Raw genomic sequence first — 14,714 nt, 5'->3', positions numbered from 1 at the left:
CCCCCGCTGGGGCAAACACCGCGCCCAGGACCACCAGGGCCCCCCCGGGCCCCCCGGGGGGCCGCACTGGTTTGCGCTGATCACGAGCTGCGGTGATGCGGTTTAGCGTGCGCGGCGGCGGCGCACGACCAGCCACCCGGCCCCGCCGCCCACGGTGACGAGTGCCAGCGCACCCGCGACGGTCGCCAGACCCGCATCGGCACGAGACAAGAGCGACCCTCCCGGCGCAGCCGCAATTAGCCGTACATCTCCGACCGCTCCGGCGTCGTCGGTCGGCAACGGCGCGTCCTTCCCGACCCCTGGGTCGCGGATAATATGTCCCGCGGCAACATCGCCCGGGCCGACAGGCCAAGGAGCGGTCGGGTTCACCGGGATGACCCGCGCATCGGGGGCGACCGGAGTCCCCGGACCAAGCGCGGCGAGATCCGCGGCGCCGGTCAGTCGTCGCGTACCGTCGCAGACACTGGTGTACAGGACGTTGCCAGGGTCACCGGTGGCAAACACGACGTACCGCTCGCCGACTTCGAACGCTACCGTGCAGTCGCCCACGCCGTTGCCACCCTCCACGTCGAAGTGCGTCTGCAACGGGCCTTTCCAGACGGTTTCCGCGGCCAGCGTCACCCGGGCGCTACCGAAGACCTTACCAATCGGCCGTTCGACCCGTTCGACCCGCCCGACGAAAACCACATCGGCGCGTTCAAGCCGCTCCTCGGTCGTCATCGCGATGCAGGAGCACGCCAGCGCGCGCATCGGCAGCATCGCCACCACTGCGACCGCGACCGCCACAACGAGTAATCCAATGCGGCGCCGCGTTATCGCCACCGCTCGCCTCCTCCATGTGCCCCATGCGACAGCCGTTATGTCGCCTGCCTGACTAACGTCCCGCGGCCAGGACAAGTTCCCGACGGCGCGAGCTTGCCGAGGCCACGTGCTAGAATCCGTGAGGAGCGAGCAACGCACGCCGTGCCGATGCCGGCCGGAGTGGCCAGGAGAGGGAAACGACATGCGTGTGACGATCCGCTACTTCGCGGTGCTGCGCGAGGCAGCCGGGCGTAGCGCGGAGGAACGGGTACTCTCACCCGGCACCTCGGTCGGTGATCTCCTCGACCGACTCGCCGAGGACTACCCCATCGTCGGCCGTCTCCGGGCCTACTCACGAGTGATGGTCAACCAGGAATACGTCCCCCTCGACCACCCACTCTCCGACGGCGACGAGTTCGTCATCATCCCGCCCGTCTCGGGAGGCGCCGGGCCGTTCCGCGTGGTCACAGAGCCGATCGACCCGGACGACGTCGCCGCCGCCGTCGCCGCGCCGGACGCCGGGGCGATCGTCACCTTCCAGGGCACGGTGCGCGACAACGCGCGCGGCCGCCGGGTTCTCTATCTGGAATACGACGCCTACCCCGCCGCAGCCGAGAAGACCCTGGCGCAGATCGGCGACGAGATCCGCGAGCGCTGGGGTATCGATCGCGTCGCCATCACCCACCGGATCGGCCGCGTCGAGATCGGCGAGCCCAGCGTCGTCATCGCGGTCGCCGCCCCCCACCGCGCCGAAGCCTTCGACGCCTGCCGCTACGCCATCGACCGCATCAAGGAGATCGTCCCCATCTGGAAGAAAGAAGCCTACGAAGGCGGCGAAACCTGGATCGGCAGCGAGGCGGCCTACCAGGAACAATTCGGCCACTCCATGCCCCGTGATTGACCCAGGGCACCGAGCGGATTCGGCAAACATTCGGACGCCGACTCACGGCGTCCGCCTCTTCCTGGCTTGGTTGGTGTGGAGATCCCCGCGTCCTGGCGTGGGCCCGGCGTTGGGATCATCTCAGCACTCGGCCGGCTCACAAACCCCAGCCGGCTTGAGCCGGCTTTTCATTGTCAGCCCGGGGCTGATGGAGTTTGACGAATTACTGTGGTACACGTACCGGTCCGTGGTCTCGTCCTTGTCATCCTGAGCGGCGCCGGCCGGCGCCGGCGCGCGGGGCGGCGGAGCGAAGGATCTCGTATCGGAGCGGCCACGCAGCGGAGAGATCCTTCGCTGCGCCGGGTGCGACTGGCCGCCGCCCCCGGCTCCGCTCAGGATGACACGCGGAGATTCGTGGGCGGCTGACGGGTAGACACGACTAATTCGTCAACCTCCATGAGCCCCGGGCACGTGCCGAGCGGCGGGACCGGCGCATTAGGGTCTGAGCCGTACCGCGATCCCTGCCGGCTTCCAGCGTCACCGCGGCGGCTTGAACCCCGGGCACATGCCAGCGGTCCACGAGCACGCACCTACGCGCCGTCCCGAGCGCGCTCATCCCAGCGATGCCCTTCGAGGCACACGACGCCCTCCGGTCCGACCACCGCGCTGTGTTCGACACCGGCCGGGAGATCCAGGCGGTCGCCCGCGTGTAGCTCGATCGAGCCGGAGGGCCGCAAGTCGAAGCGAATGGATCCTTCGACCACGTAGATCACCTTGTGGTACGGGTGGGAATGCACCGCGTAGCGGTCACCCGGCCCGTTGCTCCAGCGGTACGGGCGCAACCCCTCCGCGGCGAAGCGCGACAGGATCGCTTCCTCGCTGGCGGGGTGGGTACCGTCCCAGGGTGTGCGCGTCGCCCCGGATCGCTGCACCTGCGCCATGCAACGCTCCCCTTCCCCGGCGGGGTGGGCGTTGGGCGCGCGGACCGTCCCACGCGCCACGGCCGTCATCACCCCTCGTCTTCAACGTCGGGAAGCATATTGAACTCGGTGCCGGCGATCGACAAGACCACTGCGTCGTCCTCAACCTGCCCGACCAGGTCAGCCGGAATACGCTTGTGCTTGCGACCGAAGAGGCCATGCTGCACGGTGAATGCCGTCAGATCGCCGTTTGAGTCGACGATCACCTGATCGACCGTCCCCAACTTCCGGCCGTTCGCGCCCTTGACCACCATGCCCGCGCCGATGGTCGGGAACGCTACCTCATCCGCCGCCACCTCCTCGACCTCCACCTCGGCACCTCGCCCCGTCGTGACCGTCATCTCTTCTTCGCGGACGGTCGTCCACGTTTCGGTCGAGGCACCTTCCTCGGCGGCCGGGGCCGACTCCATCACCTCGCCGACCTGCGAGAGCGCGGTGCGCGGGACCTCCCCAATCAGGTGCCCGCTCTCGTCCACGACCGGCAGCCGGTCGAAGTCAATCTCTTCCCCGAGCTGGGACCGAGCCTGCACCAGTGACAGGTCCGGGTTGAGAACCGGGAACTCGCGCACCATGTAGTCGGCCACCGCGGCATCCGCCGGCACCTCGTTGTCGCGCATGATGTCGCGCCACTGAATCACGCCGACCGGGCGGTCTTCGTCCACCACGATGAGCGAACGGATTGCCTGCGCTTCCATGCGGCGGCGTGCGGTGCGCACCGTCTCGTCCGGTCCAATGGTATCCACCTCGGGGACGATGACGTCCGAGACGCGCATCTCTTCCACCATCGATCACCACTCCTTCCAAAGTCCGTCGTGCCGGATCCTCCCGGCACCGCGGCCTGCCCGGCTCTCCGCAATGCCTGTACCATCCAGGGGTTCCCTATACGTTCGCCGTGATCGAGCGCCACGACGTCGGCCCAAACGCCTTGCGGCGCTGCATGGACGCGGCTACCATGGCGGGGACCGTCAGGGGTGGGGTCAGGGCGGCGTCGATTCGGCGCCACCCGAGAACAGCAAAGGAAAGAGCGAGATGACTGCGGAGATCTCCCGGCTCATGGAGATGGTCGACGCCGCGGCGGATGAGGTCATCCGCCTCACGCAGGATCTGGTGCGCATCCCGACCGTCAACTTCGGCACGCCCGAGAGCGGCGACGAGATGGCCGCCGCCACCTTCCTCCGCGACAAGCTGGCTGCGGACGGGATCGATTCCACCATCTACGCCTCCGCGGAGAACCGCGGCAATCTCGTGGCCACCCTGGGGGACGGGAACGGCCCACGACTGCTCTTTATGTCGCATACCGACGTGGTGCCGGTCGAGGATCCGGACCAGTGGACCTACCCGCCGTTCAGCGGGGAGATCGCCGAGGGGCGCATCTGGGGCCGCGGTGCATCCGACATGAAGGCCACCGTGGCGGCGCAGGCGATGGCGTTGATCCTTCTCAAGCGCGCCGGGATTCCCCTGAGGGGAACGCTCACCTACGCCACCTGCGCTGACGAGGAGGCGGGCGGTGCCTACGGCTTCGGCTGGATGGCCAAGCACCACCCCGACGTGCTCCGCGCCGACTTTGCGGTCAACGAAGGCGGCGGCGGCCCGGTGCGGCACGATGGTCGGCTGATCTACCCGATCTCGACCGGGGAGAAGGGCCGGCTGGAGATCCACATCCGCATCCGTGGCCGGGGCTGGCACGCCTCCCAACCCTGGCGCGCCGACAACGCCATCTACAAGGCCGAGGAGGTCATCCGCCGCATCCGCGCCTGGCGTCCCGAGGTCTCGACCCGGGCAGAGATTTTCCAGCACCTGGACACCCTGGCGGGCATCACCGAGCCGGTGACCGACGAGAACATCGATCAGGTGCTCGCCGAGTTGGAGAAGCGGAATCCGAACCTGGCATCAATGCTCCGCGCCGCCTCGCGGATGACGCTGGTCGCCACCATGATTCAGGCCGGGGTGAAGTCGAACAGCGTGGCCGAGGCCTGCACCATCATCTGCGATGTGCGCAGCCTGCCGTGGCAGGACGTCGAGTATGTCCGGCGCCAGGTGGCGGGCATCCTGGAGGGGCTCGACGGAGTCAGCTTCGAGGTGATCGAGACGGCGGTGAGCAACGCCTCGCCGTACGACTCACCCTTCCGGGAGGCGGTGGAGGCCGCCACGCGCGACGCTATCGGGATCGACGACATCACCTTCGTGCCCGGCATCGCGGTCGGCTTCACCGACTCGCGCTTCGTGCGACCGCTCGGGAACGTCACCTACGGCTTCGTCCCGTCGGCACCGACGGACGACCCCTCCCGCTCCGGTGCGCACAACATCAACGAGTCGATCGGTATCGACAGCGTCATCGCCGCGACCAAGTTTCACGTGGCGCTGGCCTACCGGGTTTTGGCCGGCGCGTCGTAAACCCGAGCGCGGCCGGCAGCCGGGGTGGGGTCTCCCCACGCCGGCTGCCGGCACCCACACCAGCCTACCGGTGCCCCGGAACCGGCTGATGACGGGCAGCCGGCATGCCGGTCGGGCCGAATTTCACGATCTCGCTTGTGGTCTACGAGAACAGGAGGGGGAGGCGGGCCTGGCGGGGTCCCCACCTCGCACCGGCAACGCTAGTCGCCGCTCGTGGGCGGAGTGGTCTCCACAGCGTCGCTTTCGCGCCAGAGCCGGACGCGCGTCCGGCTGAGGAGGAACAGCGCCAACGTGAGCGCGACAATGAGGCCCGCGTTGACCCCAAGGTCGATCACCGACTGCCGAAACTCCTCCGGCTCGAGCTGCTCCACACTCATTGCCGCGCCCACCGCCAGGATCCGCCGCGTGGCGCTGATCGCCGCGATGAACAGGAAGGGCAGGAGGGTGAAGGCCTGCTCGCGCAGGTAGGACAGGACCGTCGCCAACACCTCCATGATGATCAGCACCAGGAGGAGGTCGTTGATGAGCGTGACCATGGTCACCGGAAATTCCGGCCCGCTGGTCGCGGTGACCGTATCGACGAAGGCAACCACGCTGTAGCCAAGCATCACGACCGCGGCGGCCAGGAAAAGGAACGCGGTCGGACTGTAGACCAGCCCCTGCGCGAACTGGGAGACGCGGAGGAACCGCTGCCCAGCCGGCCCGGTGAAGGAAACCGCCGCCGTATGCACCTCAGGAGACCGGACGTCTGGCTCCTTCGTCATCTCGTTGACCGTCCCTTCGTCCGACATCGGCTGCTCGTCAGGGAGCCTCCGCCGGAGGCTGGCGCAGCTCGTGCCAGCAGCGTGCGTCGGGCGAACGCCACAGCACCCGCAACGCGGGGGCACGGCCGTGCCGCGCTCCGCCCTGACTCCCTGCTGATGCTACCACCCGCCGCCGGGGCGCGAGGCCCATGCCGGGCAGATTGTCACTGGGATGCAACGCGCGGCGGGATCATCGTTGCCCTTACAGCCAGCGCTGGAACCACCCAGCGATGGCTTCGAGCCGCTCCAGCCGGTGCCGCGGCTGCCCACTGCGCGACAGGCCGTGGCTCTCGTTCGGGAAGCGCACGAACTCGACTGGACGTCGCAGCACCTTGAGCGACACGAAGAGCTGCTCGGCCTGCTCGATCGGACAGCGGTAGTCTTCCTCGCTGTGGATGATGAGCAACGGCGTCTTGATATTCGCGACGTACGTGATCGGCGACAGGCGCCAGTACAACTCCGGGTCTTCCCACACCTCGGCACCGAAGGACATCGCGCTGGTGAAATAGCTGATGTCGTCGGTGCCGTACATGCTCACGTAGTTCGAGCAGCAGCGCTGCGTGACGGCCGCCTTGAAGCGATCGGTGTGGCCGATGACCCAGTTGGTCATGATCCCGCCGTACGACCCGCCGGTCACGCCGAGCCGCTGCTCGTCGATCCCGCCCCGGCGGATCGCCTCGTCGACGATGGCCATCAGGTCCGGCATGTCGGCCTCGCCCCACCCCGCGTGCAGCTTGGCCGCAAACTCCTCGCCGTAACCCGTGCCACCCCGCGGGTTGCTGTAGAGCACCGCGTAGCCCAGCCCTGCCAGCATCTGGAACTCATGCATGAACCCGTTGCCGTACTGGAGGTGCGGCCCGCCGTGGATTTCCAGGATCATCGGGTAACGCACCCCGGGCCAAGCACCGGGCGGGCGCAGCAGCCAGCCCTGGATTCGTGTGCCGTCGGGACTGGTCGCCCAGATCTCCTCCGGCTCCGACAGTTCGACCTCCGCCAGCCACTCGCGGTTCACGTCTGTCAACTGCCGCTCGTTGCCGCCGTCCGGTCCGCAAACATAGATCTCGCCCGGGCTCGTCGGGGTTGAGGCGGCGAAGACAAATCCGGCATCGCCCGGCAACGGCACTACCATGCCGACCCGGCGCTGCCCGCCGATCACCCGCTCGATTCGGTTGTCCGCCAGTGAGACGCGGAAGAGATGCGTATTGCCGTGATCGCTGGCCAGGAAGTGGATCGCCTCTCCACGGCTGTCCCAGGCCACCGGCGAGGAGGAGAATCGCGGGATGTCGCCCAGGGTGGTATCCCCGGCGGAGCGATCGAGCGCGGCCGTGCGCGGAACCGGCGCGCCGCCTCCGGCAGGCACCGTCCACACCAGGACGTTCGCGTGGTCGGCGCGGCGATAATCGCTTGGACCGAGCAGGGCGATGGTCGTCCCATCCGGTGACCAGACCGGTTCGGACCAGGCACCCGGCGCGCAGGTGATCTTCCGCGGCGGCCCACCTGCGGGTGAGACGGCCCAGATGTCGTGGAGGTTGCCGAGCTCCCAATCCGGGTGGCGCGCCGCGGTGAAGGCGATTTCGTGGCCGGTCGGCGACCATGCCGGGTCGCGATGCTCGTACGGTCCCTCGGTGATCTGCCGGGCCTCAGGGATGGACGGGTCGCTCGGGTCGAAGGGGACGACCCAGATCTGGCGGTACTTGTCGTCGAGGAACCCTTCGCCGTCGAAGCGGTAGCGAATCGTGCGGATCACGCGCACGTCCGAATCGGACCGTTTCTCCGGTCCGACCTTGCTGACGAACGCCAGCGCATCACCGCGCGGCGACCAGACCGGCTGCTCGACCCCCTCGGGGAGGTTGGTGAGTTGCCGCGCCTCCCCGCCGTCGGCCGGCATGCACCAGAGCTGGGGCTTGTCCCCACCGCGGGTGGAGAGGAAGGCCAGCCAGCGCCCATCCGGCGACCAACGAGGCGTGCTGTCGCGCGCCGTCCCGGCGGTCAGTGGCCGCGGCTCCCCGCCGGAAACCGGCACGGTCCAGATCCCGCTCCGGTAGCAGTTTTCCTTGCGGTACATCCGGGTGACAACGAAGGCCACCTGTGTCCCGTCGGGCGAGACCTGGGGGTCGCTGACCATCGCAATGCGGAACAGGTCGTCAGCCCGGATCGGTCGTTTCTGCACCCTTCCCTCCTCCACGAGCGTCGTACTCGGCTCGGTCCGGCATCACAACTCATACCCGCGCGCCGCGGTATTGACCAGCGTCCCGACCAGCGCGCCGATCAGAGCCAGGAAGAGCGAGAGGAAGAAGACCGGCACCATCTGGATCGACGCATGGTTCGTCAGGCGCGCCGCGAAGTCCGGCGCTACCAGCGCGGGCGCCGCCAGCAGCAGCCAGTAGAAGACCGCCGCCGCGCCGGCCGCGAGCGCCGCCGCGATCAGCACCCTCCGCAGTTCGACCACCAGCAGCGCCAGGATCACCCCGACCCCGACGTCCCCCAACGCCGTCAGCCAGTAGGGCAGCCGCAGCAGCGCGCCCGGGCCGATACTGCTGGCCGCCGAGGCGTAGAGCGCGCAGAGCACCCACCCCGCCAGCAAGACCTCTACAGCGGCCCGCCAGCGACCGCGCGAGCTTGCCACCTCACGGACCATCGACCACGCCTCGGAACGGGATGATGGCCTCCTCGGCCTCGTCCCCGCTCTGAACCGCCACCCGCATCTGGCCGCTCACCGTCCACTCGACCGAGGGGTCGCTGATCTGCTCCTCGAACGTCTGCTGCGTGTTCCCGTACACCTCGCCGACAACCACCTGGGAGTGGCGCTCGCCACCAAGCAGCGTCAGCCCGTCGAGCGTGAGCCGCCCGGCCGCCACCGAATGCCCATTTGCCTGGATGGCTGCGGTGATGTCGATGACGCGTACCGGCACGTCGGAGTCGTTCCAGAGGAGCAGATCCACTTCCAGCCCGTGCCGGTCTGGACGGACCCGAACCGCCTCCAATTGCAGCCCCAGCGATTGGAACGCCCGCCAGGAACGATTCCAGCCCGCGACGCCGGGGAGGATGTTCACCGCCGTCAGCACCGCCACCAGCACCAGTGTGCCCAGGAGGAGGCGGTCGGTGCGGCTCATTCGGCCGGCGACTCCGGTGCTGGTCCGATCGGCCCGCGGATGACCGCCATCACCCGCTCGCCCGCGCGGTACGGAGTCTCACGCGGCGGAATGAGGATGAACGCGTTGGCGCCCACCAGGGAGAGGAGCCGTGCCGACGCCTGGGGACCGGTGTTCCGCGCGTGCAGGACGCCCGATTCATCGGCCCACACCAGGCCGCGCTGGAACTCCAGGCGGTCGCCGCTCGGGACATCATGGGTCAGCACCACCGGCACCGGCCGGGGCTGGACGTCGCGCCGCCCGGCCATCACCCGCAGCGCGGCGTTCACAAACACTTCGAAGCCCACCAGCGCCGAGACCGGATTGCCCGGCAGGCCGAACACGAGCGTGTCGCCCACCGTCGCGAAGTTCAGCGGCTTTCCCGGCTTCATGAAGAGCCGCCGGAAGTGCACCGTGCCCAGGTCGTCCAGGATCTCCTTGACGAAGTCCTTCTCCCCGACCGACACGCCCCCGGACGTCAGGACGATATCGCTGTCCGCGATCCGCTCTTCCAGCAGGCGACGGAGCGCCGCCGGGTCGTCCGGCGCGCGCCCGGACCACACTACGTCCGCTCCGGCGCGTCGGGCAGCGACCACGAGCGAGAAGCGGTTGGAGTCGCGGATCTGCCCCGGTCCCGGCTCCTCGGACGGGTCGACCAACTCATCCCCGGTCGACAGCACGCTCACCCGCGGCCTCCGGAAGACCGGCACGTCCACCTGGCCCAGGCTTGCGAGCAGCCCGATCTCGGCCGGGCCGATCGGTGTCCCCGCCTCGACGAGCACCTGATCCTTCCGCAGGTCCGCGCCTACCGGCCGCACGTTCTCTCCGACCTCGACGTGCTCCTGGTGGATGACCACGTGGTCGTCGCGCAACTCGGTGTTCTCGACCGGCACCACCGCATCCGCACCGGGCGGCAGCGGCGCACCGGTGGTGATGCGAACGGCCGTGCCCGGCGTCACCTCAACCGAGGTCTGGGAACCGGCAAACTGCTCGCCGATGATCTCCCGCCAGGGCGAGACGTCTCCCGCGATCACGGCGAAGCCATCCATCGTGGCAGCCGGGAAGGGCGGCAGGTCCCGGTCGGCGATCAGCGGCTCGGCCAGCACACGGTCCCCGGCCTCCTCAAGCGGCACTTGCTCGACCGGCAGTGGCCGCACATGGCGCAGGATGATTTCGAGCGCCTCATGCGGCGGCAGCAGGCGATCGCCCGTCGGCATCAGACCAGACCTCCTCCAGATGCGGGAGCATCAACCGGCCGTATCTTAGCACGCGCCCGGCGCGGGCGCGCCGGGCGCGTGCGGAACAGTGGGAGAGGCTTGGTCGTCGATTCAGTGGTCCATCGGCGGGGTCCAGGAGCTCAGGACTTCATCCCAGGTCATGACCGTGCCCGCGTGGTCACGGCTGTACGCTTCCGCGCTCTCGCGCGTGGCGAAGGCCACCAGGCCGGTTCCCATCGGGGTCGTCGCGTCAGGGCTGGCGACGTAGAAGGCGGTCGTGCCGTCGATCCACTCCTGGCTGTCGAAATCGTGCACCCAGACGCGCCGATCGCCCAGGCCATGCTCCTGGACGAAGGCGACCATCTCCCCGGCATCGTCGAACACGTCCTGCTTCCCGCTCGCGTCCACCAGTCCGGCGGCATGGCGCTCCTCGGAGATGATCATGCCGCAGCGGGCACAGGTGTCGCGGCCGTAGGCGATCTCGGGCGGTTTGTCGGGGTCGTTCCCGCCGCACCCCACGAGCAGCACGCTGCCCAGGAGCAGCAACACGAGCCAGTGCAGGCGGCGCATCAGTGCACGTCCGTTCGCTTGAAGAGCCAGTAGCCGATCGGCAGCGGGAGCACGACCCAGACCGCCTCGATGGCCAGGAGCACGGGCGTCAGCCGCTCGCCGAAGCGGTCGATCGCGTACACCCCCGCGGGGCCGAGGACTTCGAGCGAGGTCTGGAGGATCTGCACGCTGACCAGCTTGTAGGTGTCGAGCGGGTTCGCCAGCGTCAGCGCCAGGAGCGAGTCGGGCCGCAGCCCCATCACGAGCGCGCTCCCCATCAGCCCCAGGTCGCCGAGGATCACCAGGACCAGCCAGAGGGTCACCGCGATGCCGAGCGCCGCCGAGGTCTGGCGTGTCACGCTAGAGACGAGGTAGCCGACGCTGAGCATCCCCAGCGCCAGCAACGTGGTGAGGATGATCAGCACCCCGAAGCTGCCCAGGCTGCCCCCTGCGCCCCGGAGCGCCAGCGCGGCTCCCGCCCAGCCGAAGCCGATGGCGAGGATCAGCGCCAGCAGCCCGGCCGCGCCCAGGTACTTCCCGACGAAGACTTCGGCGGTCGACACCGGCTGCGCCAGCAGGTAGTCCAGGGTGCGGTCCTGCCGCTCGGCTACCAGCGTCTGCGCGCCGATGGTGAGGCCGATCAGCGGCACCATCAGCAGCAGCAGGTTGAGCAGCCCGGCCGCGGTCCGGCCGAAACCAGCCTGCCCGGCCACGTTGCTGCCCGCCAGCGCCACCCAGGCGAAGGCGACGATCAGCACCACGAAGGCCGCGGCGTAGAGCAGGAACCAGCGGTTGCGGAGGCCGCCGCGCGCCTCCCGCACCGCGATCGCCATCACGACGCGTCGGTCCATGATCCCCGCTCCATCTCGAAGTCCTCAATCGCCACGCCGGCCCGCGCCAGCGCCCCAACCACGCGGCCCTTCGGCTGGCCGCCCAGGACGACCTCGACCACGTCGCCCCGCGCCGTGGCCTGGTAGCCGAGCCGGTCGAGCGCCGCGAGCGCCGCGGCGGCTTCCCCCTCCGCCAGGTGAAGGACCAGCCGCGCGTCCCGCTCCAGCCGTTCCAGGAACTGCTCGGGGGTGATCTCCCCGTGCAGGGCACCCTGCTCGATCAGGAGGATCCGGTCGGCCAGCATCAGCACGTCCTCCGGCCGGTGGGACGAGAAGATCATCGTCATCCCCTGGCGTTTGAGCCCCCGCAGCAGTTCCAGCAACTCCGCTCGACCGCGCGCATCGAGATTGGCCGTCGGCTCGTCGAGCAGCAACAGCGACGGGTCGCCGATGAGTGCCAGCCCCAAAGCCAGCCGCTGCCGCATCCCGCCGGAGAGCGCACCGACCTCCTTCGCCATCTGGTCGCCGATGCCGAGCTGCTCCAGCCGCTCGAGCGCAGCGCTGGGCGGCACGCCCTTCAGGCCGGCGATGAAGTGCGCGAACTCACCGACCGTCATTCCCGGGATCGGGAGTTCCTGCGGCACGAAGCCGATGCGCCGCCGGGTCGCCCGCCCGTCGCGTCGCGGGTCGAGACCCGCCACCCGGACCTCGCCCTCAAAACGGGCGATACCGAGCAAGCAGCGTAGGATGGTCGTCTTGCCCGCGCCGTTCGGCCCCCAGAGCGCAATCGCCTCCCCGCCGCGCACGTCGAAGTCGATCCCGTCCACCGCCGCCACGCGGCCGTACCGCTTGGTTAGGCCGCGCACCGCCACCGCGGCCGGGGGAACGGCCCCGTTCGTGGCGTGAGCCAGCACCGGCACTCCGGCCGCCACCGCGCCGGCCACGGTGGGCGCAGGTTGTGCGGTGGCGACCGCCCGCCGCCGCCGAAGCGCTCCGATCATGACGATCCCTCCAATGGCGACCGCCACCCCGGCGGCACCGGTCACCACCCGTGCTTGCGCGCTCAGCCCGTTCTCGACCGGGGGCAGACCCTCCGGCATCACCGGCCGCATCAGCGGCGCCGCGTCTTCGAGCTTCACCTGCGGCCGGACCTCCGGGAACGCCCGGGCGGCAAAGTCGATCGCCGTCTCGGCCGGGCTGAACTGGAAGAGCCGCAGCGCCTCGTTCCGGTCGATCAGCGACTCAAACAGCCGCTGGCTGCGGTAGGGCACGTCGCCGATACCGTCCCCGTCGGCGTCGTAGCCGACGTAGTCGCTCCAGTAGTTGCCCCGTCCGTCCTCGCTCCAGGTGATGTCCCGCAGGCTGCCGCCACCCAGGATGCCGACCTGCTCGATGTTGTCGATGAAGTCGTTGCCGGTGACCGTGTTCCGCTGTGCGCTGGGCAGGAAGCCGATCCCGATGCCGTTGTAGGCGAAGACGTTGCCCCGGATGACGACGCTCGACGTCATCTCCCGCGCCGACTCGTCGATCTGGGCCCCGATGCGATTCGACACCATCCGGTTCCCCTCGACGACGACGTCGTCGCTTCCCTTGATCCCCAGCCCCATCCCGCTCGGGCCGTGGTTGTCGTTCATCAGGTTCCCGGTCACCACGACCTCGCGGCTGTACATCACGTACAGCCCGACCGCGTTGGCTCGCAGAGAGTTGCGCTCGATGGTGGCGCGGTCGCTGTACATCAGGTGCAACCCGTAGCGGTTGCGATCAAACTGGTTGTCGCGCACGACGCCGTCGTGCGAGAACCAGAGGATCACGTCGCGGCCGTCGCGCGCCACGTTGCGCTCGATCGTGGTGTTGTTGCTGTACCAGATGCGGATGCCGTCGCCGCGCAGCGCGATCGGGAGCGGCTTGGCCAGCACCACGTTGTCCCGCACGACGCTGCCGTGCGCGCTCTTGAGGTAGATCCCGAAGAGCGCATCCTCGACCCGGTTGTTCGCGACCACCACCGGGCCCGTGGTGGCGAGGATGCCGCTGTCCTCCCGGTTGAGGTCGGTGCCGCTGCCGCGGACGGTGAACCCTTCGATCGTCACGTCGGGCGCGGTGATGGTGACCACAGTGCCGTGGCCGTTCCCCTGAATCACCGGCTGCCCCTCGCCCACCAGGGTCACGGGCCGGTCGATGACCACCTGCTCGGCGTAGGTGCCCGCCCGCACGATCACCCGCGCGCCTACCGGGGCCTGAGCCAGCGCCTCACTGATGGTTCGCACACCGCAGTCGGGGCAGACGACGATTTCCGGCACGGCGGCGCTGACACTGCGCGGAACCACGAGGGACGGGCCCACCAGCAGGAGGGCAACGGCAACGGCGGCCAGCCAGCGCGCGCGGTTAGGTGCGGCCATGGTCCCATCTCCGCGAGAGGACGGTCGCCACCACAGCGAGGACCGCCCCGAGCACCGCCGCGTAGAACCCGACCAGGAACCGAGAGACGGTTGAGAACTGGCCGATCTTGCCCTCGCCCATCACCGGAGGGGTGAAGGGCTTGATCGAGCTGCTGAGCGGCGCGTGCGGGTCGAGCGTGTGGCCCGCGTAGTAGAGCCAGGCTGCCAGATCCACCGCGAAGATGATCGGGAAGAGGATCGCCGGGAGAACCAGTAGCCACTTCCACCGGCCTCGCAGCCAGAACGACCCGACCGCCAGCACCGCCACGGCGACGATCGCGTAGCGGGAGATCTGCCGCTCCAGCTTTGCGGCGTCGTTCAGAGCCATCATGCCGATGTAGTGGTTCAGCCCGTCGACTTCGCGGACATCGCCGCCGAGGTGGGAAACGTAGGCCACCACCGTCAGCCCCTCGGGGTACTGTGGCGCACGCAGTCCCACCTCCCAGTACGGGAGGAAGATCGAGCCGATCAGCAGCGCCGCGGCGAGGATCAGGAGACCCAGCGGGAGCATCTGGCGCAGCGTCACCCGCCGGGCCCCGGTGCGCTCCCTGCTCCGCGCCACCGTGCTGCCGAACGCTCGACTCGTTGCCTGCTCCGAGGAGACCATCGCTCCGTCCTTCCCCGGCCGGGGTGGGGGGGGGGGGGGAAAAAACCCCCCCCCCCCCCCCCCCCCCCCAGGCGGGCGCCGCCCCGG

Annotated in this window: 14 protein-coding genes; 2 read left to right on the top strand and 12 right to left on the bottom strand. The window is 69.2% G+C overall.

Going from position 1 to position 14,714, the window contains the following annotated elements; translation table 11 throughout:
• Positions 1 to 102 precede the first annotated feature (102 nt).
• The gene (locus tag IRZ30_RS10370) at positions 103 to 822 is read right to left on the bottom strand and encodes a hypothetical protein (protein WP_294084973.1); all 720 of its coding nucleotides are present in this window, start codon (positions 820 to 822) and stop codon (positions 103 to 105) included.
• Between the two features lie 181 nt (positions 823 to 1,003).
• Between IRZ30_RS10370 and IRZ30_RS10365 the strand changes: the two genes are divergently transcribed.
• Positions 1,004 to 1,702: a MoaD family protein gene (locus tag IRZ30_RS10365; protein WP_294084972.1), complete on the top strand. Its 699-nt coding sequence runs from the start codon at positions 1,004 to 1,006 to the stop codon at positions 1,700 to 1,702.
• A gap of 569 nt (positions 1,703 to 2,271) precedes the next feature.
• Here IRZ30_RS10365 and IRZ30_RS10360 read toward each other — a convergent pair.
• Together IRZ30_RS10360 and IRZ30_RS10355 are read right to left on the bottom strand one after the other, a co-directional pair.
• On the bottom strand, positions 2,272 to 2,622 hold the full coding sequence (locus IRZ30_RS10360; RefSeq protein WP_294084970.1) for a cupin domain-containing protein: 351 nt from the start codon (positions 2,620 to 2,622) through the stop codon (positions 2,272 to 2,274).
• Positions 2,623 to 2,690: 68 nt separating this feature from the next.
• Positions 2,691 to 3,446 carry a CBS domain-containing protein gene (locus tag IRZ30_RS10355; protein WP_294084968.1) on the bottom strand — a complete coding sequence of 252 codons (756 nt, stop codon included), beginning with the start codon at positions 3,444 to 3,446 and terminating at the stop codon, positions 2,691 to 2,693.
• Between the two features lie 244 nt (positions 3,447 to 3,690).
• Here IRZ30_RS10355 and IRZ30_RS10350 point away from each other — a divergent pair, with 244 nt between their 5' ends.
• On the top strand, positions 3,691 to 5,055 hold the full coding sequence (locus tag IRZ30_RS10350) for a M20/M25/M40 family metallo-hydrolase (RefSeq protein WP_294084966.1): 1,365 nt from the start codon (positions 3,691 to 3,693) through the stop codon (positions 5,053 to 5,055).
• A gap of 200 nt (positions 5,056 to 5,255) precedes the next feature.
• Here the strand turns inward: IRZ30_RS10350 and IRZ30_RS10345 are convergent, their stop codons facing one another.
• The 9 genes from IRZ30_RS10345 to IRZ30_RS10305 all read right to left on the bottom strand — a co-directional run bounded on the left by IRZ30_RS10345 (position 5,256) and on the right by IRZ30_RS10305 (position 14,627).
• A complete protein-coding gene (locus IRZ30_RS10345) occupies positions 5,256 to 5,846 on the bottom strand; it encodes a phosphate-starvation-inducible PsiE family protein (protein WP_294084965.1) in 591 nt (196 codons plus the stop codon).
• A 214-nt stretch (positions 5,847 to 6,060) separates the two neighbouring features.
• A complete protein-coding gene (locus tag IRZ30_RS10340; protein ID WP_294084964.1) occupies positions 6,061 to 8,028 on the bottom strand; it encodes a S9 family peptidase in 1,968 nt (655 codons plus the stop codon).
• A gap of 42 nt (positions 8,029 to 8,070) precedes the next feature.
• A complete protein-coding gene (locus tag IRZ30_RS10335; protein ID WP_294084963.1) occupies positions 8,071 to 8,496 on the bottom strand; it encodes a hypothetical protein in 426 nt (141 codons plus the stop codon).
• Positions 8,486 to 8,971 (bottom strand): hypothetical protein, encoded by a 486-nt coding sequence (locus IRZ30_RS10330; protein WP_294084962.1) that lies wholly within the window; start codon positions 8,969 to 8,971, stop codon positions 8,486 to 8,488. Before IRZ30_RS10330 ends, IRZ30_RS10335 begins: the two co-directional genes overlap by 11 nt.
• Positions 8,968 to 10,206 (bottom strand): gephyrin-like molybdotransferase Glp, encoded by a 1,239-nt coding sequence (gene glp, locus IRZ30_RS10325; RefSeq protein WP_294084961.1) that lies wholly within the window; start codon positions 10,204 to 10,206, stop codon positions 8,968 to 8,970. Before glp ends, IRZ30_RS10330 begins: the two co-directional genes overlap by 4 nt.
• A 111-nt stretch (positions 10,207 to 10,317) precedes the next feature.
• On the bottom strand, positions 10,318 to 10,776 hold the full coding sequence (locus tag IRZ30_RS10320; RefSeq protein ID WP_294084960.1) for a nitrous oxide reductase accessory protein NosL: 459 nt from the start codon (positions 10,774 to 10,776) through the stop codon (positions 10,318 to 10,320).
• Complete coding sequence (locus IRZ30_RS10315; RefSeq protein WP_294084959.1) at positions 10,776 to 11,606, bottom strand: ABC transporter permease subunit; 831 nt, start codon at positions 11,604 to 11,606, stop codon at positions 10,776 to 10,778. The genes IRZ30_RS10320 and IRZ30_RS10315 overlap by 1 nt, the downstream gene beginning before the upstream one ends.
• Positions 11,588 to 13,981 (bottom strand): nitrous oxide reductase family maturation protein NosD, encoded by a 2,394-nt coding sequence (gene nosD, locus IRZ30_RS10310; RefSeq protein ID WP_294084957.1) that lies wholly within the window; start codon positions 13,979 to 13,981, stop codon positions 11,588 to 11,590. Before nosD ends, IRZ30_RS10315 begins: the two co-directional genes overlap by 19 nt.
• Positions 13,968 to 14,627, bottom strand: a complete 660-nt coding sequence (locus IRZ30_RS10305; protein WP_294084954.1) for a cytochrome C — start codon at positions 14,625 to 14,627, stop codon at positions 13,968 to 13,970. Before IRZ30_RS10305 ends, nosD begins: the two co-directional genes overlap by 14 nt.
• Positions 14,628 to 14,714 lie beyond the last annotated feature (87 nt).

It is taken from the genome of Sphaerobacter sp. (assembly GCF_019683595.1).
Lineage (GTDB): Bacteria > Chloroflexota > Chloroflexia > Thermomicrobiales > Thermomicrobiaceae > Sphaerobacter.
Note: the sequence above shows the minus strand (reverse complement) of the source record. Positions and strands in the feature narration are given on the sequence as shown.

Excerpts from the sequence above, each read along its gene's own strand:
- IRZ30_RS10365 (WP_294084972.1), top strand. The coding sequence starts at position 1,004 with ATGCGTGTGACGATCCGCTACTTCGCGGTGCTGCGCGAGGCAGCCGGG.
- IRZ30_RS10360 (WP_294084970.1), bottom strand. The coding sequence starts at position 2,622 with ATGGCGCAGGTGCAGCGATCCGGGGCGACGCGCACACCCTGGGACGGT.
- IRZ30_RS10355 (WP_294084968.1), bottom strand. The coding sequence starts at position 3,446 with ATGGTGGAAGAGATGCGCGTCTCGGACGTCATCGTCCCCGAGGTGGAT.
- IRZ30_RS10350 (WP_294084966.1), top strand. The coding sequence starts at position 3,691 with ATGACTGCGGAGATCTCCCGGCTCATGGAGATGGTCGACGCCGCGGCG.
- IRZ30_RS10345 (WP_294084965.1), bottom strand. The coding sequence starts at position 5,846 with ATGTCGGACGAAGGGACGGTCAACGAGATGACGAAGGAGCCAGACGTC.
- IRZ30_RS10335 (WP_294084963.1), bottom strand. The coding sequence starts at position 8,496 with ATGGTCCGTGAGGTGGCAAGCTCGCGCGGTCGCTGGCGGGCCGCTGTA.
- IRZ30_RS10330 (WP_294084962.1), bottom strand. The coding sequence starts at position 8,971 with ATGAGCCGCACCGACCGCCTCCTCCTGGGCACACTGGTGCTGGTGGCG.
- glp (WP_294084961.1), bottom strand. The coding sequence starts at position 10,206 with ATGCCGACGGGCGATCGCCTGCTGCCGCCGCATGAGGCGCTCGAAATC.
- IRZ30_RS10320 (WP_294084960.1), bottom strand. The coding sequence starts at position 10,776 with ATGCGCCGCCTGCACTGGCTCGTGTTGCTGCTCCTGGGCAGCGTGCTG.
- IRZ30_RS10315 (WP_294084959.1), bottom strand. The coding sequence starts at position 11,606 with ATGGACCGACGCGTCGTGATGGCGATCGCGGTGCGGGAGGCGCGCGGC.
- nosD (WP_294084957.1), bottom strand. The coding sequence starts at position 13,981 with ATGGCCGCACCTAACCGCGCGCGCTGGCTGGCCGCCGTTGCCGTTGCC.
- IRZ30_RS10305 (WP_294084954.1), bottom strand. The coding sequence starts at position 14,627 with ATGGTCTCCTCGGAGCAGGCAACGAGTCGAGCGTTCGGCAGCACGGTG.